We start from the raw sequence: 24,529 nt of genomic DNA on the forward strand, positions 1-24,529 counted from the left end.
TAATAAAAACTTGTTCATAATCAGGCCATCATGGTTAAGATAAAGTGCATCAAAATACATTTCCTGCTAAGGTATTCTATTGCCAAGTGAGTGTAAAAAATAATAATGAGGGATAGGTAATTATGCGCCTAAACGGTGTACAAAGACTATTAGAAACGGGGCTCATCGTCAGCACCTTTGCAGCGGTATTTATTTTATGTGCTTTAATTAGTTTTCATCCTGCCGATCCTTCTTGGTCGCAAACGGGTGAGTTTACCAATGTACAAAACATTACGGGTACAGCGGGCGCGTGGGTGGCCGACATACTATTACTTACCTTTGGTTGGCTTGCCTATTTTGTGCCAGCGGCTATTCAGCTGCTTGGCTATTTAGTGTTTAAGCAGCCACACCGTATTTTACAACTCGATTACACCACACTTGGATTACGCATTATTGGTTTTGCGCTGTTTATTACCTCAGCCACCGCTATTAGCAGTATTAATTTTGACGATATTTATAATTTTTCATCCGGTGGGGTGGTGGGCGATGTGATTGCATCGGCGATGATGCCAGCGTTTAATTTTACCGGTACCTCTATTTTACTGCTGTGTTTCTTTTTTGCAGGGTTAACGCTATTAACAGGCGTGTCGTGGGTACAATTTGTTGATTACTTGGGTGATTTAATAGTTAGGTTATACCGCTTTTTGGTGACCTATGCTCGAGGTTGGATGCAGCGCGAGCGCATTGCAGGTAAAGTACAAGACGAGCAACCTGATGCTTATTTTGAAGATGATACACGCCAACAAGAACCTGAGCTTGCTAATAAAACAGCAGACAAACCAAAAGCACTCGACAAACCAAAAACTAAAGTAAACGCACCGCAAGACGACGAGTTTATGCCGTTTGACGAGCTTGACCAAATACTCGATCAAGAAATTAGCTTTAGCGCCATAGACGATGAACCTATGGACACAGAAGCAGCACTTAATGCGCTCGATCAAAGCCCAGTGGTTGAACCTGAAAAACCAGCCACAACGGTGGTTTCACCAGCAAGGCCAATTAACAAGCCAAAATCAGGGTTTCAACCGCCGCCAACTGCCAAAGAGAAGTTTGAGCAATTATTAGAGCAAGAACCACCACCGGGGCCATTGCCATCACTGGATTTACTCGACAGACCCGACAAAGCTAAAAACCCAATTTCGCAAGAAGAGCTCGATAGTGTATCGCGCCTTGTAGAAACAAAACTACTCGACTTTAACGTGCAAGCCACTGTGGTAGGGGTTTACCCTGGGCCTGTTGTTACTCGTTTTGAGCTTGATTTAGCACCGGGTATTAAAGTGTCTAAAATTACTGGGCTGTCAAAAGATTTAGCGCGCTCGCTATCGGCAATTAGTGTGCGCGTGGTTGAAGTTATTCCGGGTAAAACCTATATCGGTATTGAGCTGCCTAATAAATACCGTGAAATTGTACGTTTATCAGAAGTCATAAACGCACCTAAGTTTGAGCAAAACCCATCGCCATTAACTATGGTGCTTGGTAAAGACATTGCAGGGCAACCTGTGTGTGCCGACTTAGGTAAAATGCCGCATTTATTAGTTGCCGGTACAACGGGTTCAGGTAAGTCAGTGGGCGTTAATGTAATGATATTAAGCTTACTGTATAAATCGGGCCCTGAAGATGTTCGTATGATCATGATTGACCCGAAAATGCTTGAGCTTTCAGTTTACGAAGGTATTCCGCATTTATTGTGTGAAGTTGTAACCGACATGAAAGAAGCCGCTAACGCGCTGCGTTGGTGTGTAGGTGAAATGGAACGCCGCTATAAGCTGATGTCGGCTTTAGGTGTGCGTAACTTAAAAGGGTACAACCAAAAAGTAATGGAAGCCAAAGAAGCGGGCTACCCAATTATGGATCCATTATTTAAAGACACCGATGGTATGAAAGACGGCCCAGATGAGCTAGATAAATTACCTAGCATTGTGGTGGTTATTGACGAATTTGCCGACATGATGATGATTGTAGGTAAAAAAGTTGAAGAGTTAATTGCCCGTATAGCGCAAAAAGCGCGTGCTGCGGGTATTCATTTAATATTAGCAACCCAGCGTCCGTCGGTTGATGTAATAACCGGTTTAATTAAAGCGAATATACCTACACGTATGGCGTTTCAGGTATCAAGTAAAATAGACTCGCGCACCATACTTGATCAACAAGGCGCAGAAAACTTATTAGGCATGGGTGACATGCTTTATTTACCGCCAGGCACCAGTGTGCCAGAGCGTGTGCATGGCGCGTTTGTAGACGACCATGAAGTACATGCCGTGGTAAACGATTGGAAAGCCCGTGCTAAACCAAATTACATAGACGAAATTTTAAATGGTGATGCCACTGAAGATATTTTGTTACCAGGTGAAGCTAGCGAAAATGGCGATGAAGAATCAGATCCGTTATACGACGAAGCGGTCGCCTTTGTAATAGAAACCGGTAAAGTATCAGTATCATCAGTGCAACGTAAATTACGTGTAGGCTATAACCGTGCTGCACGTTTAGTAGAACAAATGGAAACATCAGGTATCGTGAGTGCACCAGGACACAACGGCGCGCGCGATGTATTAGTACCTAATGGAGCAAATTAATGAAAAAATTAAGTAGTTTATTATTAGTACTGGGCAGTTTAGTTGCTATGCCCAGCTTTGCTGACGACAGCCAAGCATTACAAGATAAGTTATCGACCTTAAAAAGCTTTAAAGCACAATTTAAACAAAACGTAACCGACGGTGAAGGCCAACTGGTAATGCAAGGCCAAGGCAATATTGCGCTGCAACAGCCATTGATGATCCGCTGGCAGCAAACTAACCCAGACGACACATTATTTGTGTCAAACGGCGATAAAACCTATTACTTTGATAGCTTTGCTGAGCAAGTCACTATTATGAAAACCAGCGGTTTAATTGACTCTACACCGTTTATATTGCTCACCTCTAAAGACCCTGCGCAATGGGAAAAATACAGCGTGTTTACCACCGATTTAGGCTTTAGCATTACCCCAAATAAAGGCGTAGAAAGCCAAGTAGAGCAGCTTGATATTACTTTTGCTGATAACGAGCAAGGGCTGGCAAAACTGGTGGTTAAAGATAACTCAGGCCAGCTATCTGCGTTTACATTTAGCAATGCACAGGTTAATACTGAGCTCGATAAAACAACTTTTGAATTTACCCCGCCAGCGGGTGTAGAAATAGACGATCAGAGTAACGGTGAGTAATTTAGGTTTTAACTTTGGGCCCGATGTACGCCCACTTGCTGCGCGGATGCGCCCTTTATCGCTTAACGATTACATAGGGCAACAGCATTTACTAAGTAGCGACAAGCCGCTGCATCAAGCTATTGTTGCAGGGCGCTGCCATAGTTTAATTTTATGGGGGCCGCCAGGGGTGGGTAAAACCACGCTCGCGCAAATTATTGCCAACCATGCCGACGCTGAACTAATTCAAATGTCGGCAGTAACGGCGGGCGTAAAAGATATACGCGATAGCGTAACCCAAGCGCGCGATAACTTACAAAGCCGCGGCCAGCGTACTTTAATGTTTGTTGACGAAGTACACCGCTTCAATAAATCTCAGCAAGATGCGTTTTTACCGCATATTGAAGATGGCACTTTTATATTTGTTGGTGCCACCACCGAAAACCCCTCGTTTGCGCTTAATAATGCGATTTTGTCTCGTGCAAGGGTGTATGTTTTAAAATCCTTGCAAGAAAGCGATTTATACACGGTAATTGAGCGTGCACTTAAACAAGACGAGCAATTAAGCCAAAAACACATCGTGATTGCAGAGAACGCCAAACAGGCGCTATGCCAAGCAAGTGGTGGCGATGCTCGTAAAGTACTTAATTTACTCGAGCAAGCAGTCGATTTAACCACTGAGCAAAACGGCCAATTTCATGTTGATGAACAGGTACTCAGCCAAATACTCCCCACGCATTTAGCCAAGTATGATAAAGGCGGCGATGAATTTTACGATTTAATTTCGGCGTTTCATAAATCAGTGCGAGGCAGTTCGCCCGATGGCGCGCTTTATTGGTACTGCAGAATATTAGCCGGTGGCGGCGACCCGCTGTATGTTGCAAGGCGTTTATTAGCGATTGCTACAGAAGATATAGGCAACGCCGATCCGCGCGCTATGGAAGTGGCTTTAAACGCATGGGATATATTCCAACGAGTTGGCCCAAGCGAAGGTGAGCGCGCAATTGCACAGGCCACCTTATACTTAGCCAGTGCGCCTAAAAGCAATGCGGTTTATATGGCGTTTAATCAAGCCAAAGACGATGCTAAAAATCAGCCAAGTTACCCAGTGCCAGAGCATTTACGCAATGCCCCCACCAATTTAATGAAAGACTTAGGGTATGGCGCAGAGTATCGATATGCGCATAACGAAGAAGGCGCATTTGCTGCTGGCGAAAAATACCTACCGCCAGAAATGGATGGCAAACAATACTATCAGCCAAGTGATCGTGGACTTGAGCAAAAAATTAAACAAAAGCTCGATTATTTAAAAGAGCGCGACGCACAAAGTCCAATAAAACGTTATGAGCATGATTAAACTTTACATGATGATAGCCCTTGGCGGAGCCTCAGGAGCCTGTTTACGGTTTTTTATTAGCGAAACCATGCTAAAACTCCTCGGTAGGGGATTCCCTTTTGGTACGTTGACGGTTAATATTCTGGGTTCATTGTTGATGGGCATTTTGTACGGTTTAATCGATAAGCAGGTTATTGCCGTTAGTCCCGCTAAAACCCTCATCGGAATTGGCTTTTTAGGTGCGTTAACCACCTTTTCAACATTCTCAATGGATTCGTTGTTGTTATTACAACAAGGTCACTTTATTAAAATGGCCCTCAATATCATCTTAAACGTGATGGTGTGTATTTTTATGGCTTGGCTGGGCCTTCAGCTAGTAATGCAAAAAGGTTAAAAAACTAACATGTTAGATTCTAAATATTTACGTCAAGATGTCGAACAAACTGCAGCACGTTTAGCCGCACGTGGTTATGAACTAGATGTAGCGGTAGTGACTGAACTTGAAGAAAAACGCAAAACATTACAAGTAAAAACGCAAGAACTTCAAAGTCAACGTAACGCCAGTGCTAAAGCCATTGGTCAGGCAAAAGCAAAAGGCGAAGACGCACAGCCATTGCTAGACGCAGTTGCTAACTTAGGCAGCGAATTAGACGCAGCTAAAGCAGAGCAAGATGAAGTGCTAGAAGCAATTAAACAAATTGCTTTAGCAATTCCAAATTTACCGGACGAATCGGTACCTGAAGGGGCTGACGAAGACGACAACGTAGAAATTTTAACGTGGGGCACCCCTAAAAAGTACGATTTTGAAGTTAAAGACCACGTTGACGTAGGGCAAGACCTAAACGGCCTAGACTTTGAAATGGGCGTTAAAATTAGTGGCGCACGTTTTACCGTAATGCGCGGCCAAGTAGCGCGTATGCACCGTGCTCTTACCCAATACATGCTAGACACCCACACAGATAAAAACGGCTACACAGAAATGTATGTACCGTACTTAGTGAATAGCGCAAGCCTATACGGTACTAGCCAATTACCTAAGTTTGCCGGCGATTTATTCCACACACTAGGCCTAGTGAACGATGATGGTGAGCAACAAGCTGGCTTTAGCCTTATTCCTACGGCAGAAGTACCGCTTACAAACAGCGCTCGTGATGAAATTTACGAAGAAAGCGATTTACCTGTTCGCCTAACTGCGCACACGCCATGTTTTAGAAGTGAAGCAGGCAGCTATGGTCGCGATACACGCGGTCTAATCCGTCAGCACCAGTTTGATAAAGTTGAACTAGTACAACTTGTAAAACCAGAAGATTCAATGCAAGCATTGGAAGAGCTAACAGGCCACGCTGAGCAAATACTACAAGCACTAGAATTGCCATACCGCAAAGTAATTTTATGTATGGGCGATATGGGCTTTGGCGCAGCAAAAACATACGATTTAGAAGTATGGTTACCAGCGCAAGACACGTACCGCGAAATTTCCTCTTGTTCAAACATGGTCGATTTCCAAGCACGCCGTATGCAAGCACGTTTTCGTCGTGAAGGCGCTAAAAAACCAGAGCTTTTACACACACTAAACGGCTCAGGTTTAGCGGTTGGCCGTACGCTTGTAGCCATACTAGAAAACTACCAACAAGCCGACGGTTCAGTAGTAGTACCAGAAGTATTACGCCCATACATGGGTGGACTGGAAGTGATTGGTAAAGCTTAAAGTACTAGCTGTCAGTTTTTAGCTATAAGCTTTAAGAGAGAAAGCCGCTGTTTTAACGAACAGTGGCTTTTTTGTTGTAGGGAGAAGGTAGGTTGGTTAAGCCGAAGGCGCCACCCAACAGAGTTTTAACTCTCTTTGTCAATTAATTTGCTTTAAACTACATCATCTTTGCCTCTTTTCCATCCGTTAATATGGCCACATTACCTTCCGCGGTAACAAACACATCTCTGAGCCTGCCAATGGCTTCAGAAAAAATATGCGACTGAGTGAATTTACCATTTGCTAAATTAACACTGTAGAGCTTTTTATCGACTAGAGTAGTAATAAGCACATGGCGTTGCAGAAATAGATGACATTTTAATGGTTAAAAAGGGGCGAAAAGAGAAAAACTTACCACGCTGGTTTGCATATAAAATTATGCCAAGATTTAACGGGCTTAAATTTACAGGTATTAGCAGATATTTTTAACGTTACACATTATTCGACGATATCAAAATCTGTCGGTAGGTTGAATGCATTAATGAGTGACGATAAAAAGATTAAATTACAATTGGAAAGGCTTCGAGGATGTTTGATGTCTGAAGTCAAGATTTGATCCTCTCGCGATATATCTCGAAACTTTAGCATTTCTACTCTTTATTAACACTTTTACTTACAAAATATATTTTTATTCACTGGGCGTACCCATTATGATGAAGAAAAACAATAACGAAGAGTTACTATGTCATTAACCATTTCTCACTTAGAAAAACATTATGCCACCGTAAATGCAGTAGACAGACTGTCATTTGAAGTTCAGCGAGGTGAAATTTTTGCTCTGCTTGGTCCAAATGGAGCTGGTAAATCCTCATTGGTTAAAATGCTGGTTGGTTTTACTTACCCAGATGCCGGTGAAATTGAGCTTTTTGACGATAACCAACACTACTCATCAATCCCTTCCCAATTATTGGGCTACTTACCTGAAGACCGAGGGTTATACCCTGAAAAAACATTAAAACAAAACTTACAGTTTTTTGCGCTACTACATGGCGTGTCGAATCAAGATTTTGAACAGCGATGCCAACATTGGTTGAAGAAGTTTAGCCTATACGATCGTTTAAACGACCCGTTGAAGTCTTTATCAAAAGGCAACCAGCAAAAAGTTCAGCTTATTACAGCCATACTGCATGAACCTAAATGGGTAATACTTGATGAGCCTTTTTCTGGATTGGATCCCATTAACCAAGAGTTGGTGGTAGAGTTTTTAGCTGAGCTCAAGCAACAAGGTATGACTTTAATACTGAGTGCGCACCAAATGGCTATGGTAGAAAAACTAGCTGACAGAGTACTGCTGCTTAATAAAGGCCAAAGCGTGCTGTACGGTAAGCTAAGTGAGATCTTTGCTCAATATAACAGCAATATAATTGATGTCAGCTTTGGCCAATCTATCGATAAAGTACAGCTTGAAGAACTTAACGTCACCTGCACCATCAAGCAGCTCTCTTTAACGCGATTAACTATTACGTTAACTGAGCAACAATCACTGAATGAGGTACTGCCACAGCTGCTTAAGTTGGGCGATATTACTGAATTTAAAAATCAATCACAATCATTACATGCTATTTATCTTCAGGCCGTTGCCGAACATAATTCGCACGCTCATCAGGAGCAAAATTATGAAAAATAAAAACGTATCAGCACCACGGCAAGTTTGGACTGTGGCTAAATGGGAGTTCATGCACTTCTTTAAATTAAAGCAAGAAATTATTTCCAAACTCATTATGTTGCTAATCGCAGCTATTATCTATTTTTTTGCCGCTAGTGGAACTGACCTAAATAAACAGTACACCTTGGCGACTAATGCAGAGCAACAACTTTTCAACCAATTAAACCCAAGGTTCAAGTTTAAAAGCGTTGAAGATATTAATTCGGTAGTTAAAAACTTAGGCCAAAATGAATTTGATGGAGCACTTAAATATGACGACGTAGCCAACACATTCACATTAATAACCTATGAAAAAGAAGCATGGCAAACGTCTTTAACCTCAAATATTAACGCTGCATTACAACAACAGCGATTCAACGCGTTGAATTTGACTCAACAGCAACAGGATAGTTTGACTAAAAACATTAATATTGAACATACAGTACTTGATGAGCTATTAAAAAACCAGGCTGATAAAGGGCAAACTTACACAGCATTTGGGGTATTGATCTTATTGTTTGTTGCAATGTTTGGTGTATTCGGTCAACTGTTTGTCAGTATTACAGGCGAAAAGCAAAACCGCGTGACAGAGCAACTAATGGCTACTATGACGCCACAAAATTGGATTGATGGCAAACTAGTAGGACAGATATTACTTGCAGTAAAAACAATGCTTGGGACGCTTATATCAATTGTGCTTTCCATGCTGTTTTTTACCGTAATAATAAAACAACAACCCCTGAGTTTAAGTTTTGTTAATTGGTCAATGCTACCATGGTTTGTAGCGTTTGCGGTATTCGGCCTAGCCATTTGTGCTGCTTTTATGGCAGCCATTGCAGCAGGAATTGATGATCCAAACCACAGTAGTAAAAGTGCATTAATGATGCTGCCAATAGCGCCTATTGTCATTGCATTTTTCACTATGGATGAGCCTAATAGCCTAATCAGTATTGTGTTAAGTTACCTGCCTTTCACCGCTTTTGCTGTTATGCCTGTAAGAATGTCACTTGTTGATTTACCTTTTTGGCAACCGCTTTTATCGTTATTACTTAGTGCAGGCTGTTTTTATTACTTACGCATATTTGCAGCACGTATATTTAAAATGGGAATGAATATGTATGGTAAGGAGCCTAGCTTAAAAGCAATGTTGCTAGCTATTTTTAGATGATTTAAGATATGTGGGTAGGCTTTGCAGTTAGCTACCTGATAAATTTAATTTTAGATACAGCGGCGGGTGCATCTGTTTTAGATAGGTCATGTATTAAAAAGCTTGGAATACAAGAGAAACTAAGTGAATAAAATGCCGCAGGTTTAGGTACAGCCGACCACGAAATGGGCTTAATAGATGTTTTGAAATTTGAATTAGCAGGGCAGTTGTTTGAAAGTACAGAGTTTGTATCACTAAACCTAGACGATGTTCAGCCCGCTGGTGGTGACGATATAATACATGGATTATTAGGCTCTCCATTTTTTAGAAAATACCAAGCTGTATTAGATTTTGGTACTGATACACTGACAATTAGAGAGCCGTTAGCAGGTGGTGAGTAATTAAAGCCACTTATCAGACCTACGTTAAAAGCTAGGTTGGTTAAGCCAAAGGCGCCACCCAACAGAGTTCTATGGTTCTGTCGAGCTTGGTCTATACATTGTACTTATATTATTCGACTGCTTTTAAGCGTTTTGTTATGGCTTGTAATTTTTCTTCTAGCGTAAAAGACAGGACTAAGGTTTCTTCTACAATTTCTTTCGTCTCATCAACTAACCCGACTAGCTCCGACTCTTGCTCTTCATCCAAACCTAGAGTGATCATTTTTGATTGTATAGCTTGAGATAAGTCATTAACGAGTATTTTTACTTGCTTATCTTGCTCTGAGCATAGTTTATTTATGGTACTAAAATCATCAGCGAGTTGGCTTTTAAGGGTATTTAAAGCTTGTTGACGTATCGTCGCTTTTTCTAATTGCTGCTCAATAAATTCCATTCGGCTTTCTATAATAGTAAGTAAAATAGCAAAATTATCTCGAAGCCGTCCGAGTAAGCCTTCGTCTTTTGCATTTATTCCTTTTACAAGTATTGAGCAAGCAGGTGCGTTAAATAATAAGTTAGAGCTAAATGGCACTATCCGTTTTGCTCTTCTGCCTAGTTCTAGAATTTCTTTTTCTAGTTCAGAAATAGTTTGTTTTGGAAATTGGTGATATTGGTCTGCTACTCTAAACTCTACACAGCAGCTGGCGCCTGCATTGTTAAAGTACTGTTGTACGTTAGCAAATAATGCATCTAGATCGGTTACGTCAAGGTTGTCAGTAAAGAATGAAACTAACTCTCCGAGTTCACTTGCTTGTTGCATTGAGGTAAAAGCAGTTGTAGAGGCCACATCGTACATTTCTTTTAGATTATTTCGCTCTGTAATACGCAGTTCAACACGCTTTAATTTTTCGTTTAGTTCCTTAAAGTCTACTGGCTTGGCAATATAATCATCGCCGCCATACCCATATGCTGTGAGTTTGTCTTCACTTGATGTTAAAGCAGATATAAATATAATTTCGCAATCATCGTATTCACCTGATTGTTTTATTTGTTCAACTAAATCGTAACCAGTAAGGCCATTACTAAGTAAAATATCCATCAGCACGACTTGTGGCTGGTGCTGTTCCATTAGCGCTAATATTGCTTCGGTTCCATCAGATGAAGTAATATCGTGTTGCTTGGAAAGCGCAATTTCCATGATGTTTCTATTTTGGGGGTTATCGTCAACGGACAATATTTTCACTTTGGCTCCTTAATTTAGTTATTGTCGTCCTATCTTAAATGATATTAGTCATGGAATTGGCTACCCGCAAATAATAAATTTATGTACATTTTTATAGGTTATTTAAGTAATATCAGATAAAAAGTTAATTATGGTAGATACCTAATTCATCTCGTTTATCACCTTATAAAAGCAGCGAAATTGTTATGAATGTCATTAGTAATACTACAATAATCACTGACTCATTAGCATCGTGGCATAAGAGTCAATCGACGTTTGAATTTCAAGGTCATGAGATTGCATATCATGTGCAAGGCAAACAGGACGCGCCGTGTTTATTACTGATCCATGGCTACCCAACCGCAAGTTGGGATTGGCATAATCAATGGGCTGCGCTGGCTCAACACTTTAAGGTATTTACCCTAGATATGCTGGGTTTTGGTTTTAGTGACAAACCTCAAAATGTTACTTACACCATAAATATGCAAGCGGATTTACTGACATATTTATTAAAGGTGTTTAATGTAAAGGCAACGCATATTTTAAGCCACGATTATGGTGATACGGTAGCGCAAGAGCTACTTGCTAGAAGCAATTTAAATGAGCCGCATGCCATAAAAATACAGAGCGTTTGCTTTCTTAACGGTGGGTTATTTCCAGAAACACATAAACCGGTATTATTGCAAAAGTTGTTACTTAGCCCTATAGGTGCTTTAGTGTCGCGACTTGCAAACTATAAAAGCTTTAAGCGTAATTTTGATAATATATGCGCTACACCACTTGCTGAGAAAGAGCTCAAGGAGTTGTGGCAGTTAATTGCATATAAACAGGGCAAGCCAGTTATGGCAAAACTGATTTATTACATCACAGAGCGTAAATTACATCGCGCTCGTTGGGTGAGCGCTTTACAACAAGCAGATATACCCATGCGGTTAATTTGCGGTATGGACGACCCTGTTTCGGGCCGTCATATGGTTAAACGATATCGCGAATTAATCATTAATCCAGATATTATTGAATTGGAAGGGGTAGGACATTACCCGCAATTAGAACAACCAATTCAAATAACTCAGTTCTTTTTTGAATTTCATACATTAAAATAAAGACTAATTTGGCGTTACCAGCATTAACTTTGCCTCTTTGCCATCGGTTAATATCGCTACATTACCTTCAGCTGTAACAAACACATCTCTGAGCCTGCCTTTAGCCTCTGGGAAAATATGCGATTGGGTGAACTCACCATTTGCTAAATTAACACTGTAGAGCTTTTTATCGACCAGTGTTGTGATAAGAACGTGGCGTTGCAGTGAAGGGAAGGCTGTATGCTTAGTCCCATAATACACCATGCCTGATGGGGCAATTGAGGGCGTCCAATCTACGACTGGTTTAGTCATTCCAGGGTAGCCTCTAAAGGGTGAAATACGCGCTTGTGAATAATCGTTGCCGTTAGTTATTACGGGCCAGCCGTAATTAGTGCCAGCTGTTAAATAGTTGAGCTCATCGCCGCCTGCGGGGCCATGTTCATGGCTAACAATTTGCTTGGTATCATAGTCGTACACTAAGCCTTGAAGGTTACGATGACCAAATGAATAAATAGCATGCGCGTTAGGGTTTTTATGCTTAATAAACGGGTTATCGCTTGGAATAGTGCTATTTAAATTAATTCGTAGCACTTTTCCTAACTGGCTGGTTATAACCTGTGCTTGCTCGCGGTAGTCAAAACCATCACCACTTGAAAACAATAAGCTATTATCGGGCAATACAAGTGCGCGGCCAGAATAATGCTGTGGTGTGTCTTTATCGGTGGCAACTTTATAAATAATTTTTGGCGTTGAAAATTGCGCACCATCAAACCTAGCCTTGGCAACAACAAGCCTATTTGCATCAAGGTCACCTTGAGCGTATGTGAATATAAGTTCTTTTGATTCACTGTAATTTGGCGAAAGCACTATGTCGAGCAAACCGCCTTGTCCCGCAACGTATAAGCCCTCGAAATCTAGTTTAACTCGGGTTTGTTGATTGTTTTTAATGATAACAACATGGCCATCACGCTCTGTAACTAACCAGGTGTCGTTTGGGAGCTTGACCATGCTCCATGGTGAATTGAGGTCTGCTGCTAAGGTACTAGCAGTATATTGCTGTGTTGGGAGCTCGGCACTGGCGTTACACGAAAACACTAAAAGCGAGAGTAGCGTAATACAACGCAAAAATTGTTTACACTGCAAGCCTTTGCTAGTGTAAGGAAAAAGTTTAATTTTAAGTTGAGATAACCATGCAGTTTTTAACACGTATACTCCCGTCATTTTTAGTTTCTTGGTTGCTTACATTCACTCTTGCTAGCTTGTTTCATAGCCAATACGTTGTCAATCAATTAGTTAATGTAGGTGTCGTGGTGGGCTTTAATGATCGTGTTAATTTAACCCTTGAAGACTGGCTTGGCTTGCTCCCCACATACGGCGTTATTATTGCTATTGCATTGACCATTGCATTTTTTGTGACTTGGTTTATCGCGAAAAAGCTTAAAAATCAGGGGGTAAAATTATTTGTAATTGCGGGTATTGTAGCGTTTGCAACAGCGTTAATTGCTATTGAATCAATTATGAATATTACTATTATTGCGGGTGCAAGAGGCTGGGGGTTTTATGCGCAATTACTTGCTGGTGCAGTAGGGGGTTATGTATTTGCAAAACTCATTAAGGCAAATAAGTACAATGCAGAGCATCACGGTTTTTAAGTGAGTATTGGTCTGCAATGAAAAAGCCACTGCAAATGATGCAGCGGCTTTTGTGTATGAATTGCGTGGTGAAATTAAAAAATCAAACTAAAAAGTTTATAACCACTTAAGCCAAAAATAAGCACTAATACCGGTAAAGTAAATAGGTTTACCAACACTGAGTTAGTGTATTTACCCATTACAGAGCGTTGATTTACTAGCCAAACAAGGTAGGCAGTTACAATTGGCAATAATAAACCATTAGCGGCTTGGGCAAAAATTATCACGGCGACAGGGTCTAAACCCAGAGATGCTACGGCAGCACCAAATAATAAAATAACAATGGCAACGCTTTTAAAGCGAATGTTATCCATTTTATTTGACCAACCTAACATGCCACATACCGCGTAAGCGCCGGCAAGAGGAGCGGTTATAGCGCTGGTTAAGCCTGCGGCAAATAAACCAATAGCAAAAAAGTAATGGGCGGCATCACCTAGTAAGGGTTCAAGCTGTACCGCCATATTTGCAGCACTTATTTGCCCTGCATCGGTGCCATAAAACGCTACTGATGCAGTTGATAAAATAGCTAGCGTGATCACACCACCTAAAGTGATAGACACGCCCGTATCTATATTGGTTTCTTTAATTACTTTTTGTTTGTCACTCTTGCTGTTGTGGCGAGCAGCCAGTACCCCTGAGTGTAAAAATAAGTTGTATGGCACTATGGTCGTACCTACCAATGCTAATACTGTGGTAACTGAGCCTTCTGGCATGCTAGGAACAAAACCAGCAAATATGTCACTGAGCGAGGGAGCCGCCATAACAAGCGTAGAGATAAACACTAGGCTCATTAAAATCACTAGTAAAATAAGCGCATTTTCAACAACTTTGTGTTTACCGCTATACAGTAATACGGCACTTAAAAATGCAATGAGTGGCGTCCAAAGTTGGGCATTTACCTGAGGGAATATTTCAATTAATCCCATGCTGGCACCGCTTAAGTTACCAGCTTCGTAGGCGGCACTGCCTACACCTATGGCGCTGATCACTAAAAATATAGCAAGAGATTTAAATAGAGGGGTTTCAATATGGGCTCTTAGTGCTTGTGCTAAGTCTTGCCCGGTGGCTACGCCTAGGCGCGCCGCCATAGATTGTAATAATATGGTGGCAATTACTGAAAATAGTAATGTCCATATGAGTGCAAAACCAAAGTTTGCACCCGCTACGCTAGCGGTAGTAATAGTCCCTGGTCCAATGAAGGCAGCGGTGACGAGTAGTCCTGGTCCTAATCGCATAATTTGACCTTAATAGTGCTTTTTATATTGCTATTTAAAGTTACACCTAACGTTTTTAACGTGATGCCTGTAATATTGCTGCCACTTGTAGTAAGTCCCTTGCAGCGTTAGCCGCCCCTTGGCTTTGCCTTTTTTGATAACCATATGTTAAAAAAGGTCGCGTAGCATACCAACTTGTATATAAATTTAAAGGGGATACGGTGCGTTTGCTCAAACTTTGCACGATTTGATGAGTGTTAATTATTATCAAGCTTTGGTAGCAAGCAAAAATCTTATATGATGTTGACCATAGCACACAATATAAACTTTCAAAGGCGACCATTATTAGTGACTGTAATACATCCCCTTTAGCTGATAACTCAGAACAACCCCCGGAGATGATAATAACTAATTCAACATTAAAAATAGCCACTTTTAACCTGTTTAATTATCTTGAACCACCTAATGCTTATTATGAGTTTGAGCGGATATATACCGCAGAGCAATGGGCTAAAAAACAGCGCTGGATTATTGATTATTTAATAGAGCATCAGCCCGATGTAATCGGTTTTCAGGAAGTGTTTAGCATTGAGTCACTTAAAGAGTTACTAAAGCAGCAAGGGTATGCGTACTTTGCTGTGGTAGATGAGCCGCAGGTAATAGATGATTTTATTTATAAACGCCCCGTTGTAGCAATAGCTACAAAATATCCCATTGTTGAAGTAGCAAGCGTTAAGCATGACCATGAGCTTGCCAGTACTTTAGGGTTAACTAAAGATTTTGCTTTTAGCCGTAGAGTACTTAGAGCCACAATAAGTTTGCCGCATATAGGCAATACCGATTGTTATGTGGTGCACTTTAAATCTAAACGGCCATCAATTGAAATTGATGAAAATAATAAAGAACTAACCGCTGAAAAAAACATTATTGAAATTTTAAAAGCGAATGTAGCGGGTGGCTGGGGCTCAACAATTCAGCGTGGTAGTGAAGCAACATTGCTTATGATAGAAATGATAAGCCGTCGTGAAGCCACGCAACAGCCTATGATATTAATGGGAGATTTTAATAACGACCTAGCTGATGGTGTTTTAAGTCATTTACTAACCAATACACTGCGTTTTGCCCCTACATTTGATAGCAAAACCTACCTTGCAAAATATTGCCTTAACGATGCGTGGCAGTTATTTACAAAGTTAAACGATGATTGTGAGCCTGATGAAGTAGCTAATGAGCCAATAAAAGGTGTTACCGATAAAGATAGCCAAGGTTTAAAACTACCACGAAAAGCAACGCATTACTTTGGTGCAAGCAGCTCTGTGCTTGATTATATTTTGCTGTCTTGTGAGTTTGATTCTGGCTATGACGACAGTTTTTTTGAAGTAAGCGATTATCATACTTACGATCGTCATTTAATTAACCCCGAGTTTGAGCGCGACGATTTAAGTACCGATCACGGCGTTGTATGTATCACGCTTAAACTGCGGGAGTAATGCTTAACTCACCACTGTTTAGTTACCAAGCCAAACAGTGGCGAGTCGCTATTTACTGACGAGGGTTAATCTCTAAAGGTGATAAGGTAATGGTGGCATTACTACTTGCGCCTTTGTAACCTTGATACTCTTTGTTTTCAAACAGCGTGTAAAAAACATCGACATAATCATCGTTATTTACAAACCACTCATCAGGCATTGCTTTAAGTAACTCATTAGTGAGTTTAGGAATAATAGTATAGCCCTGTGCTTGTAAATCAGGAATGCTTGCCATTACTTGCTCTGATATTTCTAATAATTTCATTGCTAAGGTTTTATAATTAGTGTTGTCATCTTGCTCCATTAAAAGCAAATCGACAGCTTGCCAACGATAACGCTGCCAATGAATTAAAACCTGATTAGGGCTGTAATTGGTTTTATCATGATCTAAATAAGGTAAATCAACAATATCTAATATTGGTTCATCCCTGCTAGGATCGATCCCCGTTACGATGGCATAGACTTCTGCTTTTCCTGAAATCCAAGGTTCTTTATCATCCTCTAAATGTATTTTTTTCAGCACGCTAGTTTGTAATGGCTGATCATTATTTATTTGATTTTGTGGGCTAACCATGTTTTTGCTGAATTTGTTAGCTGACAAAATTCCTTTCATTACTGCAATACCCGCATCCTGTACTTTTTGCTGATCTAATTCGACAATAAAAACAGGTTGAGTTGGCATTTGGTCGACACTTAGATAATGAATGTTACCAAACTGATCGAACGCTTCAATCTCGCTCCATTGGCTATCGTCACCAGCGGGTGCAAATGCGAATAAAGGGTTTTCACCTTGTTGCCAATCAGTTAGCATAGTCTCGCTAGCTAAGCGCACTTGTAACAAGCTTCCTGTATTGTTAGGTAAGCCTTTAAGCTGTTGTAAGGCACTATTTGCCTGACTTATATTACGTTGTGTATGCCGTGCTACTGTTGATAACTGATCAGCATTTAAAACTAAGTTATATTTATTTACTGATTGTTTTAAATCAGCATTCAACAATGGATAATTAAGCGCTACTTGCTTTGCGAAATTACGCTTAATAGTTGCTACGTTTTTGTATTGAGCTTGCTGTATCAAGCTTTCTGCATTTTCAATATGATCTTGAGCTGAAAAAGCAGGTACTGATATAAAGTTCAATAATGCCGCCGCAGTTAAAGATTTGGTTATTTTATTTTTCATAAAAATTCCGCCGTTCCATTTTTAGTAACATCTATAAAACAACAATTAGAATAAATGCTCAAGTTAAATTTATAAAATACGTAATTAGTATTAATATTGTTTTAAGGTTTAATATACATTACATAAACACCGTAATTTTTATATAAAGCAGGAATCTATTACAAAAAATGTATATTTTATAAAATAATTTATATACATATCAGTTGGTTAAATTTGGCTTAATAGTTGCTTTAACTATTATTCTAATAACAACACAAAGGAAAAAACAATGACCGATATAGCACATTCTGCGTTTGTAGCATTTTACCTATACTTAATTATGATGTTAGTTCAGTGGGCAGTTGCGACGTTTAGTAAGGCTAAACAACCTGGTGCAGTGCCTGGGAAAATTGATAAAGAGCTATCTCATGGGAGCTTTATATTTAGAGCGCATCGTACTTTTCATAACACCCTAGAAAACAGTGCACTATTTATAGGAACGGTTTTATTTGCTTTTGTAATGAATTATCACAGCTCGGTATTTGCAATTTGTATTTGGGTATATGTGATTGCACGTTTAATTCATATGGCACTGTATTACGCAATTGCCACCGAGAAAAACCCCAGCCCGCGTAGTTACTTCTTTTTAATCAGTGTGATTGCAAACATTGTGATGTTAGTGCTATTGGGACTGCGATTAGCAAGCTAATTAAATGGTTAAAGCGAAAAGCTAATCGGCTTTTCGCTTTAAAAAATATTTATACTATCGGCAACCAGTACTATTAAAGTCAACCACTAGACTTGCGCCCTCACTGTTTCCAGAGACTTTTAGGTACCCCCAAAACTGCTCCTGATCACGAATGAAAATACACTCGTTATTCGCACTATTAGTAGAGTTTGCAATCTCGTTACTACCATTTGGCCAAGTACTATTCGAGTAACTTAAGTCAATATTACCGCTACCATTTGCTGATGTTATTGAAATACCTGACTGACTATTTACATCTGCAATGGCAAACCACATTGGACCACTGTTACTTAAACATATGACTTCACCATCGTTAAGGCGGCCTTCACTTTGCCCTGATGACGTTGCACATGCATCAGGCAGTGAACTATGCGTTTCTTTATATGATGCAGTGAGCTTTACATTATCATAGTTATTATAACCGTTTACCATTACATAATAGTTTCCTACGCGGGCAGGATTGAAAATACATTGTTCGTTATTTCCTTCAAGGTATGGGCGACAGTCATAGCGAGATAAGGTTGGCTCTGAGTCAAAACTGACGTATAAATCAGCATCCCCTGTGCCATCATTTAGACTAAATGTTAATTCGCTAGCGCCAAAAGGGACGTCAAAATTAAACTGTAACTGGGTGTTTTGCTTTTGAGAAATAAAAAGGGGTTGACCATTTATGAGCGTTTGTTTATTACCTTGAGTATTTTCAGTTACGGTTGCGATAATTGTTTTCATATCAATGTCGCCATCGTTATCAGTGACGGTTAATGATACGGTATATTCACCTGACTGCGTGAAAGTATGTGTTGGATTGGCATCTGTGCTGCTAATACCGTCGCCAAAGAGCCAAGTATAACTTACGATATTTCCGTCGCTATCGCTACTACCAACACTTGAGAACGTAATAGGGGTATTTTCTAGGCCTGCATATGGGCCATTTATATTGGCACTCGGTGCAATATTTAACGGCGAACCATATACTAGCTGATCGCACCATTGCACAAATTCATTTTCATAGTTATTAGCCCATTGCTGGGTTTTATTTTTGTACGCACGCCAATTTCCTTGACGTGTGTCTGTGAGCATGGCGTTGAGTTGTTCTTTGTAGCGCTCAAACATAAAGCGTACACCTAAATAGCCCCAACGATAAATTCTATCTTGATCAAAACCATCGTAGTTAGTGGCAAATATTTGCTGCAGGGTAAAACGCTGTCCATTTTTTATGGTATTTATTGCCGCTTCATTATCATTTTGATTCGCGATGTATTCTGCGGCCCCCTCAGACCACCATACAATTTCTTCGGTTGGTGAGTTGAAGTTACCATATAAGTTAAAACGACCGTCTAAGTAATGAACATATTCGTGCTCTAAATTCCATACAAAATGATCCGCTTGTGCATAGCTTGCTTCATAAGCTACAAAGTTGGCTTCGTTATCAATATCAGAAGGATCGCCCTCTAAATACATTCCGCCATTATTAGTATTAATACCAAAAATGGCTTTAGCATACTTGCTATAGTCATCACTACTATCAAAAATATTTACGTATAAAAAACGGTTATAATCATCCGCGACAGGCATATTTTCTGTGGCTAATTTAGCATGAAATAACCCTTCTTCAGCCTGCATTGCATCACATGCTGCAGCGTGTTGACCTGCTGTCATCGCCTGTGAACGGATTTTTATGGTGTTGCTACAATTATACTGCTGGGAAAGTACTTGTTGAGTGAGTGTATCTACAAAATTACAAACACCAAACTTACTGCAATCAGTGTAATAATTTACAATGTCTGCAGCGCCAAGCCACACGGCATCACCATAGCCATAACTTTGATAGGTATTAAAAATATTAGTTAAGCCTGCGTCTACATCAGGTTGAATACTTGCTTTAGAATATTTTTTTAGGCGCGCAAGCTCACTTGCTGCATTTACTATTAAAAACTCTCCGTCAGATCCAATTAACCATTGTTTTTGCGTAAACTCACTTAATTTTATTGCTAAAGCTTTATCGTTTGCTATTAACGTTACAAATTCTTCATTCCACTGCCCGCGAAATAGCAACGTAAAAATTCCATTAACTGCATTACGCATATTCCAACTGCTCGCATAACTTTTATCAAAACGCGTTAGCCATTGCTTAACAACTTCAAGATAACGATGTTGTTGTTCAGCACTATCCATTGTAATAATGACTTCTGACAGTGTTTTACCATGGCCATCGTTGTTATCATAAAAATGTTGATTGTTTACAAAGGCATCAATAGCAGCTGCAACGCTAGGAGTTACCAATGCAGGAAAGTCGATAGAGTCATTATAAAACTCTGCATAAAAGCCGGTTCGCAAATATAAAAATAAAGCTTCGATCTGCTCATTGCCACCACCAGTGTAACTTTGTGAAAGTGAGTTAGCATGGTTAGCTACAGCAATCATATTATCGGTGGTAAAAATCTGTGGTTGAAGATCGGTTGCAGCGAATAACTCGTTGATACACCGTGTACCTTGGCGCTTTACTTCGTCAATAATCGTCACGGGATTTGCAACAGCAAGGGCATTCAAATCACAACTAACGACCATTACCTGACTTAACATTCTCTGCGTTCTAATATGTTGCTGTATTGGCGTTTGTTGAGGTAGCTGTTGCGGCTTTTGTTGTGATCGTGCCACAGGTGCATTGCTATTACTGTATTGGTTTACGCCGTGATGCATGACGCGTTCTACAATAGCAGGCTGCGGTTTAAACGTTCGTTCTTGCTGGGAATGTGCAGTTGCAAAGCCGGTGATACCTAATAGTGGTAAGGCCAAAATAAATGTATATATTTTCATAACTTTCCTTTGATAATGATTATCTCAATCTGTAGTACACAATTGAGGTACAGGGTTGTATCATTTTTCTTCCTGTGTAATCAATAAGTTTTGCTTTTACCTTTAAAAATAATACTTTAGTTTGCTTGGTGTTAAGCTTTAGAGGCAATAAAGTCACATTAGATGCGAAGCACTTGTAGACTTAAAGATTTAAGCAGACTCATAATATTTTTAATTCAATAGCTATTGTCTTTAGTGAGCAAGGGCTTATTAAACGGGTGAGTTTTGTTGACTTATATAAAGTTATTTGAGGAGATGACTAAATACTTATTCTTTAATGGCGTTTTATTTAAAGCGAACCTTACAGTTAATTCATCACATAGCTTTGAAATACGATGCGCGTCTGAGGGGAATTCGGTTCGCGCAATTATTCCTTGATTTTATTTGGCTTTGTTTTTCGGGTCACAATAAAACACATTAATGAGCCTAATGTAACTAAAACAACGCCTTGCCAGAATGCGCTGGTAAGCGATATTGATAAATAAATCGAGGCAAATAGCGTCGATAATACAGGAATAAAGTAAGACAAGGTGCCTAACAACACTAGGTTACCGCCAATTATTGCTTGGTTCCATAGTGCGTAACCTCCACCAATAACCACGCCTGCCAATACTAAGGTAAAGCTAGAATCTAGGCTAAACTCAAAGCTGGGTTCATTACTCAATCCGTAGCTTATCCATAAACAGATTGCCGTGGCTGCAAAAAATAAACTAATGGCATTTTTACCCTCGCTAAGTTTAACCGTTACACTGCAATACACAGCCCAAATAAACGCCGCTGCAAATGCCATAGAATAGGGCAATGGGTTGTCACTAATATTAGCGGTTAATATTTTCACAGATAAACCACTATTGCCTGCAATGCACCATACAACACCAAAAAACGCAATCAGTATGCTGGGGTAGACTAATACGCTTACTTTAGTGCGGTTAACAATAATCGATAATAAAATGGTTAACGCTGGCCAAAGGTAGTTAATAATCGCCATTTCCAACGCTTGCTGGCGACTATTTGCAAAGCCAAGCGATAAAGCCAAACACATTTCGTAAATCACAAATAAGCTGCCACCAAAGACTAAATAGCGCTTTGGACAATTGTTTAGCTTTGGTACACCCATGACAAGCATTAAAAAAATCGCACTGACGCTATAAATCAAAGCAGCACCGCCAATTGGGCTAAATAACTCCGATAAATCACGAACAAAAGCAGTTAAACTGCTCCAAAGTAAAATAGCGAGCACCCCATAGAGGGTGTATTTATGTTTGATTAAAAAAGACATGGTGAACAACTTAATGAAAAACAAAAGTAACACTTTAATATATATATCAAGGGGTAGGGCATTAGTTTTACTAACTTTTAGTCTGATAGGTAGTAGCAGCATGTAGGGTCTTTTTAATCGTGGCGCGAGGTTTGTAACCTCGTGAGCAATTGGTAACTGCTCACGCGTTATTCTACTGGCTTACATCCATGTAAGAATAAGTAAGTCCGAGCAAAGTTTTCGCGTCTTGCTAACGCTCCTTACCTACATTCAGTGGGCAACAAAGAGTAAATCCACCCTAGGGAAGAGCTCGATGGGCAGCGCCTGTTTGGCATTGATGCAGCGTTATTGCCTAAATGCCAAACAGATTACTACAAATCTAACCTTAAAAGACCAACAGACCCTAGTTAAATAATTTAAATAGCATCCACAAATATAGAAGGGTTATTTATTCAATATTTACCTGAACGCTGCTTACTTGATTATCGTAGGTCGCTGAAACAATAAAACTACCAGCGCTATTCGTTTTACTGGTTAATCTATAAACCGCATTCTCTGTACCTGCGCTAATTAATTTTGTAGTTACCAAACTGCTTCCATTAATGCTCCAATCAGCAAATTCAGTTACATTCACACTTGAAGTTTCATCACTGCTATTAGCCGTCAGTGTGAGATTAATTGAACCAAGAGGGGTCATAGTTAATACTGAACTGCCATCATTTATTTGAAGATCATTTAAATCATCAGAACCATCGACTGTTACTGTAATAATTTTCTGCTTGTTGCCACAGCTGCCAATTAATTGAGTTTCACCAGATTTGAGCGCAACAAGCGTTCCTTTGTTTTCGCCTTCATCTGTTATACCAATATAACGGGTTCCTACTTGCGACCAAGTAATAGTGTCATTAATAGTCTTAGCTTCTTGAGCTACCAAAGAGGCAATTGCACTAACTTGAATACGATCGCCAATATTAAGATTGATCTCTTCAGTTGGCTCATCATTAACTAAAATATCGATAGACTCTAAATTTTTAGGATCTGCTTTCACTGTCAGCTTACCAAGAACGTTGTCTATTTTAGCTGTAATAGTTGTATCTTCAACATCAGGAGCGGATGTAAACAATAAGCCGTCAGAGTTGATTGTTGCAGTACTGCCGTTATCAACAGCAAAACTTAAACCTCTAATGGTATTTAAAGATGTATATCCATCAGCATAGGTAAGATCGGCTGATAATTGCGCAGGTATACATGTATTAATGTAATCAATGTTAGAAGCGGCTGTTTTTAAGTTAATTTCAGTTACTGCGACATCACTTACTGAAACCTCACCTTCACCTGAGATATCATTGATGGTAGTTCCTATGATAGATACAGCCCCTTGGTTTGCTGTAGTACTCGAAACCGCATTTACAACACCATTGCTATTTACAGTTGCAATAGTCGGATCGTTAGACTCCCAGGTTACCTCACTAGTAATGTCGCGCGTGTCACCATTACTATCTATACCCGTAGCACTTAATTGTAATGTCTCACCTGGCTTTAAGCGTTGTTGATCTCCAACTATCTTAACAGATTCAATAATGGTGCCTTCAGAACGAAGTTTGTCTAACTGTATTGCTTTTGCAAGATCCGTTGTATCACTTTCAGAACCGCAACCCGTAACGCTGATAATAAATAATGCGGTTACAGATAATTTAAAAAAACTGTGTATATTAATCATATTTCAATTGCTTCCTTTCATACATTACTAAAAGTGATAAACAAAGCCTAAGGTATAACCAGCTATTTCGATATCATCACCTTTGAAAAGGGATTGATAACCAAGTCTTATTTGAGTGTTTTCTAAATAAGGAATTTGCTGGTGCATTGCGACTCCCCAAGAAAAACCATCATATTTATAATCACCATTTATTGATGTGGAAGGATTAGACACAACAACTTGATTTTTTGCATAACCCAATGAAACGTCCAGACCAAAGCCATTTACTACATCAGATTGCATAACAAAATAAAGGGCTAAGCTTTTGTCTAAATTTAACTCTGTATTATAAATATTATCACTCGTGTTTGATGCTAGGTAATGCGCTTCAAAAGCCATGTTATTGTTACTGATACCAGCACGTATCAATGCACCTTTAGGGGTCGCGTTTTCATTACTTATTTTGATATCACTCATCATGTAGTCAACACCAATATAAGGGGTATCTGCAAAACTACTGAATGATGCGCTAAGTAAAAGTAGAGTAAGAACTTTTTCCATAAATTTAAACTTTTAATCCATCTATATTTTGGAGCGTATAT

General features: G+C 39.7%; 20 protein-coding genes and 1 pseudogene. 12 read left to right on the forward strand and 9 right to left on the reverse strand.

The features are described 5' to 3' along the window. The first annotated feature begins 122 nt into the window (after window positions 1-122). Genes AC0L7Q_RS06295 through serS form a run of 5 tightly spaced genes read left to right on the forward strand, consistent with a single transcriptional unit; the run spans window position 123 to window position 6,261 of the window. Window positions 123-2,612: a DNA translocase FtsK gene (locus AC0L7Q_RS06295; protein WP_413401798.1), complete on the forward strand. Its 2,490-nt coding sequence runs from the start codon at window positions 123-125 to the stop codon at window positions 2,610-2,612. Continuing rightward, the gene (gene lolA / locus AC0L7Q_RS06300; protein WP_413401800.1) at window positions 2,612-3,238 is read left to right on the forward strand and encodes an outer membrane lipoprotein periplasmic chaperone LolA; all 627 of its coding nucleotides are present in this window, start codon (window positions 2,612-2,614) and stop codon (window positions 3,236-3,238) included. Before AC0L7Q_RS06295 ends, lolA begins: the two co-directional genes overlap by 1 nt. Then, complete coding sequence (locus AC0L7Q_RS06305) at window positions 3,231-4,574, forward strand: replication-associated recombination protein A (protein WP_418157343.1); 1,344 nt, start codon at window positions 3,231-3,233, stop codon at window positions 4,572-4,574. Before lolA ends, AC0L7Q_RS06305 begins: the two co-directional genes overlap by 8 nt. After that, entirely contained in the window at window positions 4,567-4,947 is a 381-nt protein-coding gene (gene crcB / locus AC0L7Q_RS06310) for a fluoride efflux transporter CrcB (RefSeq protein ID WP_010389726.1), read from the forward strand. The genes AC0L7Q_RS06305 and crcB overlap by 8 nt, the downstream gene beginning before the upstream one ends. A 9-nt stretch (window positions 4,948-4,956) precedes the next feature. Next, window positions 4,957-6,261, forward strand: a complete 1,305-nt coding sequence (gene serS, locus AC0L7Q_RS06315; RefSeq protein WP_413401804.1) for a serine--tRNA ligase — start codon at window positions 4,957-4,959, stop codon at window positions 6,259-6,261. Window positions 6,262-6,418: 157 nt separating this feature from the next. Here the strand turns inward: serS and AC0L7Q_RS06320 are convergent. Beyond that, window positions 6,419-6,604, reverse strand: a pseudogene (locus AC0L7Q_RS06320) (PQQ-dependent sugar dehydrogenase); the annotation flags it as partial. Window positions 6,605-6,982: 378 nt separating this feature from the next. Here AC0L7Q_RS06320 and AC0L7Q_RS06325 point away from each other — a divergent pair. The 3 genes from AC0L7Q_RS06325 (at window position 6,983) to AC0L7Q_RS06335 (ending at window position 9,493) form a co-directional block, all read left to right on the forward strand. Continuing rightward, window positions 6,983-7,927: an ABC transporter ATP-binding protein gene (locus AC0L7Q_RS06325; protein ID WP_409425250.1), complete on the forward strand. Its 945-nt coding sequence runs from the start codon at window positions 6,983-6,985 to the stop codon at window positions 7,925-7,927. Further along, a complete protein-coding gene (locus tag AC0L7Q_RS06330; protein WP_409425251.1) occupies window positions 7,917-9,113 on the forward strand; it encodes an ABC transporter permease in 1,197 nt (398 codons plus the stop codon). Before AC0L7Q_RS06325 ends, AC0L7Q_RS06330 begins: the two co-directional genes overlap by 11 nt. 182 nt (window positions 9,114-9,295) lie before the next feature. Further along, window positions 9,296-9,493, forward strand: coding sequence for a hypothetical protein (locus tag AC0L7Q_RS06335; protein WP_409425252.1), 198 nt, complete (start codon window positions 9,296-9,298; stop codon window positions 9,491-9,493). Window positions 9,494-9,602: 109 nt separating this feature from the next. Here AC0L7Q_RS06335 and AC0L7Q_RS06340 read toward each other — a convergent pair whose 3' ends face one another. Further along, the gene (locus AC0L7Q_RS06340) at window positions 9,603-10,715 is read right to left on the reverse strand and encodes a response regulator (RefSeq protein ID WP_409425253.1); all 1,113 of its coding nucleotides are present in this window, start codon (window positions 10,713-10,715) and stop codon (window positions 9,603-9,605) included. A gap of 185 nt (window positions 10,716-10,900) precedes the next feature. Between AC0L7Q_RS06340 and AC0L7Q_RS06345 the strand changes: the two genes are divergently transcribed. Beyond that, window positions 10,901-11,797, forward strand: coding sequence for an alpha/beta fold hydrolase (locus AC0L7Q_RS06345; protein ID WP_409425254.1), 897 nt, complete (start codon window positions 10,901-10,903; stop codon window positions 11,795-11,797). A 3-nt stretch (window positions 11,798-11,800) separates the two neighbouring features. Here AC0L7Q_RS06345 and AC0L7Q_RS06350 read toward each other — a convergent pair whose 3' ends face one another. Then, window positions 11,801-12,982 carry a PQQ-dependent sugar dehydrogenase gene (locus tag AC0L7Q_RS06350; protein WP_413401808.1) on the reverse strand — a complete coding sequence of 394 codons (1,182 nt, stop codon included), beginning with the start codon at window positions 12,980-12,982 and terminating at the stop codon, window positions 11,801-11,803. Between AC0L7Q_RS06350 and AC0L7Q_RS06355 the strand changes: the two genes are divergently transcribed. Further along, on the forward strand, window positions 12,967-13,428 hold the full coding sequence (locus AC0L7Q_RS06355) for a hypothetical protein (protein ID WP_409425256.1): 462 nt from the start codon (window positions 12,967-12,969) through the stop codon (window positions 13,426-13,428). The genes AC0L7Q_RS06350 and AC0L7Q_RS06355 overlap by 16 nt on opposite strands. Window positions 13,429-13,502: 74 nt before the next feature. Here the strand turns inward: AC0L7Q_RS06355 and AC0L7Q_RS06360 are convergent, their stop codons facing one another. Next, complete coding sequence (locus tag AC0L7Q_RS06360; RefSeq protein ID WP_413401810.1) at window positions 13,503-14,702, reverse strand: Nramp family divalent metal transporter; 1,200 nt, start codon at window positions 14,700-14,702, stop codon at window positions 13,503-13,505. Between the two features lie 377 nt (window positions 14,703-15,079). On the opposite strand from AC0L7Q_RS06360, the gene AC0L7Q_RS06365 reads away from it, so the two are divergent. Further along, the gene (locus AC0L7Q_RS06365) at window positions 15,080-16,171 is read left to right on the forward strand and encodes an endonuclease/exonuclease/phosphatase family protein (protein ID WP_413401812.1); all 1,092 of its coding nucleotides are present in this window, start codon (window positions 15,080-15,082) and stop codon (window positions 16,169-16,171) included. 52 nt (window positions 16,172-16,223) lie between these two features. Here the strand turns inward: AC0L7Q_RS06365 and AC0L7Q_RS06370 are convergent, their stop codons facing one another. Then, entirely contained in the window at window positions 16,224-17,387 is a 1,164-nt protein-coding gene (locus AC0L7Q_RS06370) for a DUF3103 family protein (protein ID WP_409425259.1), read from the reverse strand. Window positions 17,388-17,655: 268 nt separating this feature from the next. Between AC0L7Q_RS06370 and AC0L7Q_RS06375 the strand changes: the two genes are divergently transcribed. Further along, on the forward strand, window positions 17,656-18,075 hold the full coding sequence (locus AC0L7Q_RS06375; protein ID WP_138604895.1) for an MAPEG family protein: 420 nt from the start codon (window positions 17,656-17,658) through the stop codon (window positions 18,073-18,075). A gap of 54 nt (window positions 18,076-18,129) precedes the next feature. On the opposite strand, the gene AC0L7Q_RS06380 is transcribed toward AC0L7Q_RS06375, so the two are convergent. From AC0L7Q_RS06380 to AC0L7Q_RS06395, 4 genes are all read right to left on the reverse strand, one after another. Further along, window positions 18,130-20,931: a collagenase gene (locus AC0L7Q_RS06380; protein ID WP_409425260.1), complete on the reverse strand. Its 2,802-nt coding sequence runs from the start codon at window positions 20,929-20,931 to the stop codon at window positions 18,130-18,132. A 406-nt stretch (window positions 20,932-21,337) separates the two neighbouring features. Continuing rightward, complete coding sequence (gene yddG, locus AC0L7Q_RS06385) at window positions 21,338-22,249, reverse strand: aromatic amino acid DMT transporter YddG (RefSeq protein WP_409425261.1); 912 nt, start codon at window positions 22,247-22,249, stop codon at window positions 21,338-21,340. 427 nt (window positions 22,250-22,676) lie between these two features. Further along, complete coding sequence (locus AC0L7Q_RS06390) at window positions 22,677-23,948, reverse strand: Ig-like domain-containing protein (protein WP_409425262.1); 1,272 nt, start codon at window positions 23,946-23,948, stop codon at window positions 22,677-22,679. A 27-nt stretch (window positions 23,949-23,975) separates the two neighbouring features. Further along, entirely contained in the window at window positions 23,976-24,488 is a 513-nt protein-coding gene (locus AC0L7Q_RS06395) for an outer membrane beta-barrel protein (protein ID WP_409425263.1), read from the reverse strand. Between the last annotated feature and the right edge of the window lie 41 nt (window positions 24,489-24,529).

The sequence above is a fragment of the Pseudoalteromonas sp. KJ63-1 genome, assembly GCF_055808145.1.

Bases quoted from the DNA above. Each gene is read 5' to 3' on its own strand.
- AC0L7Q_RS06295 (WP_413401798.1), top strand. From the start codon at position 123: ATGCGCCTAAACGGTGTACAAAGACTATTAGAAACGGGGCTCATCGTC.
- lolA (WP_413401800.1), top strand. From the start codon at position 2,612: ATGAAAAAATTAAGTAGTTTATTATTAGTACTGGGCAGTTTAGTTGCT.
- crcB (WP_010389726.1), top strand. From the start codon at position 4,567: ATGATTAAACTTTACATGATGATAGCCCTTGGCGGAGCCTCAGGAGCC.
- serS (WP_413401804.1), top strand. From the start codon at position 4,957: ATGTTAGATTCTAAATATTTACGTCAAGATGTCGAACAAACTGCAGCA.
- AC0L7Q_RS06325 (WP_409425250.1), top strand. From the start codon at position 6,983: ATGTCATTAACCATTTCTCACTTAGAAAAACATTATGCCACCGTAAAT.
- AC0L7Q_RS06330 (WP_409425251.1), top strand. From the start codon at position 7,917: ATGAAAAATAAAAACGTATCAGCACCACGGCAAGTTTGGACTGTGGCT.
- AC0L7Q_RS06345 (WP_409425254.1), top strand. From the start codon at position 10,901: ATGAATGTCATTAGTAATACTACAATAATCACTGACTCATTAGCATCG.
- AC0L7Q_RS06355 (WP_409425256.1), top strand. From the start codon at position 12,967: ATGCAGTTTTTAACACGTATACTCCCGTCATTTTTAGTTTCTTGGTTG.
- AC0L7Q_RS06360 (WP_413401810.1), bottom strand. From the start codon at position 14,702: ATGCGATTAGGACCAGGACTACTCGTCACCGCTGCCTTCATTGGACCA.
- AC0L7Q_RS06365 (WP_413401812.1), top strand. From the start codon at position 15,080: ATGATAATAACTAATTCAACATTAAAAATAGCCACTTTTAACCTGTTT.
- AC0L7Q_RS06370 (WP_409425259.1), bottom strand. From the start codon at position 17,387: ATGAAAAATAAAATAACCAAATCTTTAACTGCGGCGGCATTATTGAAC.
- AC0L7Q_RS06375 (WP_138604895.1), top strand. From the start codon at position 17,656: ATGACCGATATAGCACATTCTGCGTTTGTAGCATTTTACCTATACTTA.
- AC0L7Q_RS06380 (WP_409425260.1), bottom strand. From the start codon at position 20,931: ATGAAAATATATACATTTATTTTGGCCTTACCACTATTAGGTATCACC.
- yddG (WP_409425261.1), bottom strand. From the start codon at position 22,249: ATGTCTTTTTTAATCAAACATAAATACACCCTCTATGGGGTGCTCGCT.
- AC0L7Q_RS06390 (WP_409425262.1), bottom strand. From the start codon at position 23,948: ATGATTAATATACACAGTTTTTTTAAATTATCTGTAACCGCATTATTT.
- AC0L7Q_RS06395 (WP_409425263.1), bottom strand. From the start codon at position 24,488: ATGGAAAAAGTTCTTACTCTACTTTTACTTAGCGCATCATTCAGTAGT.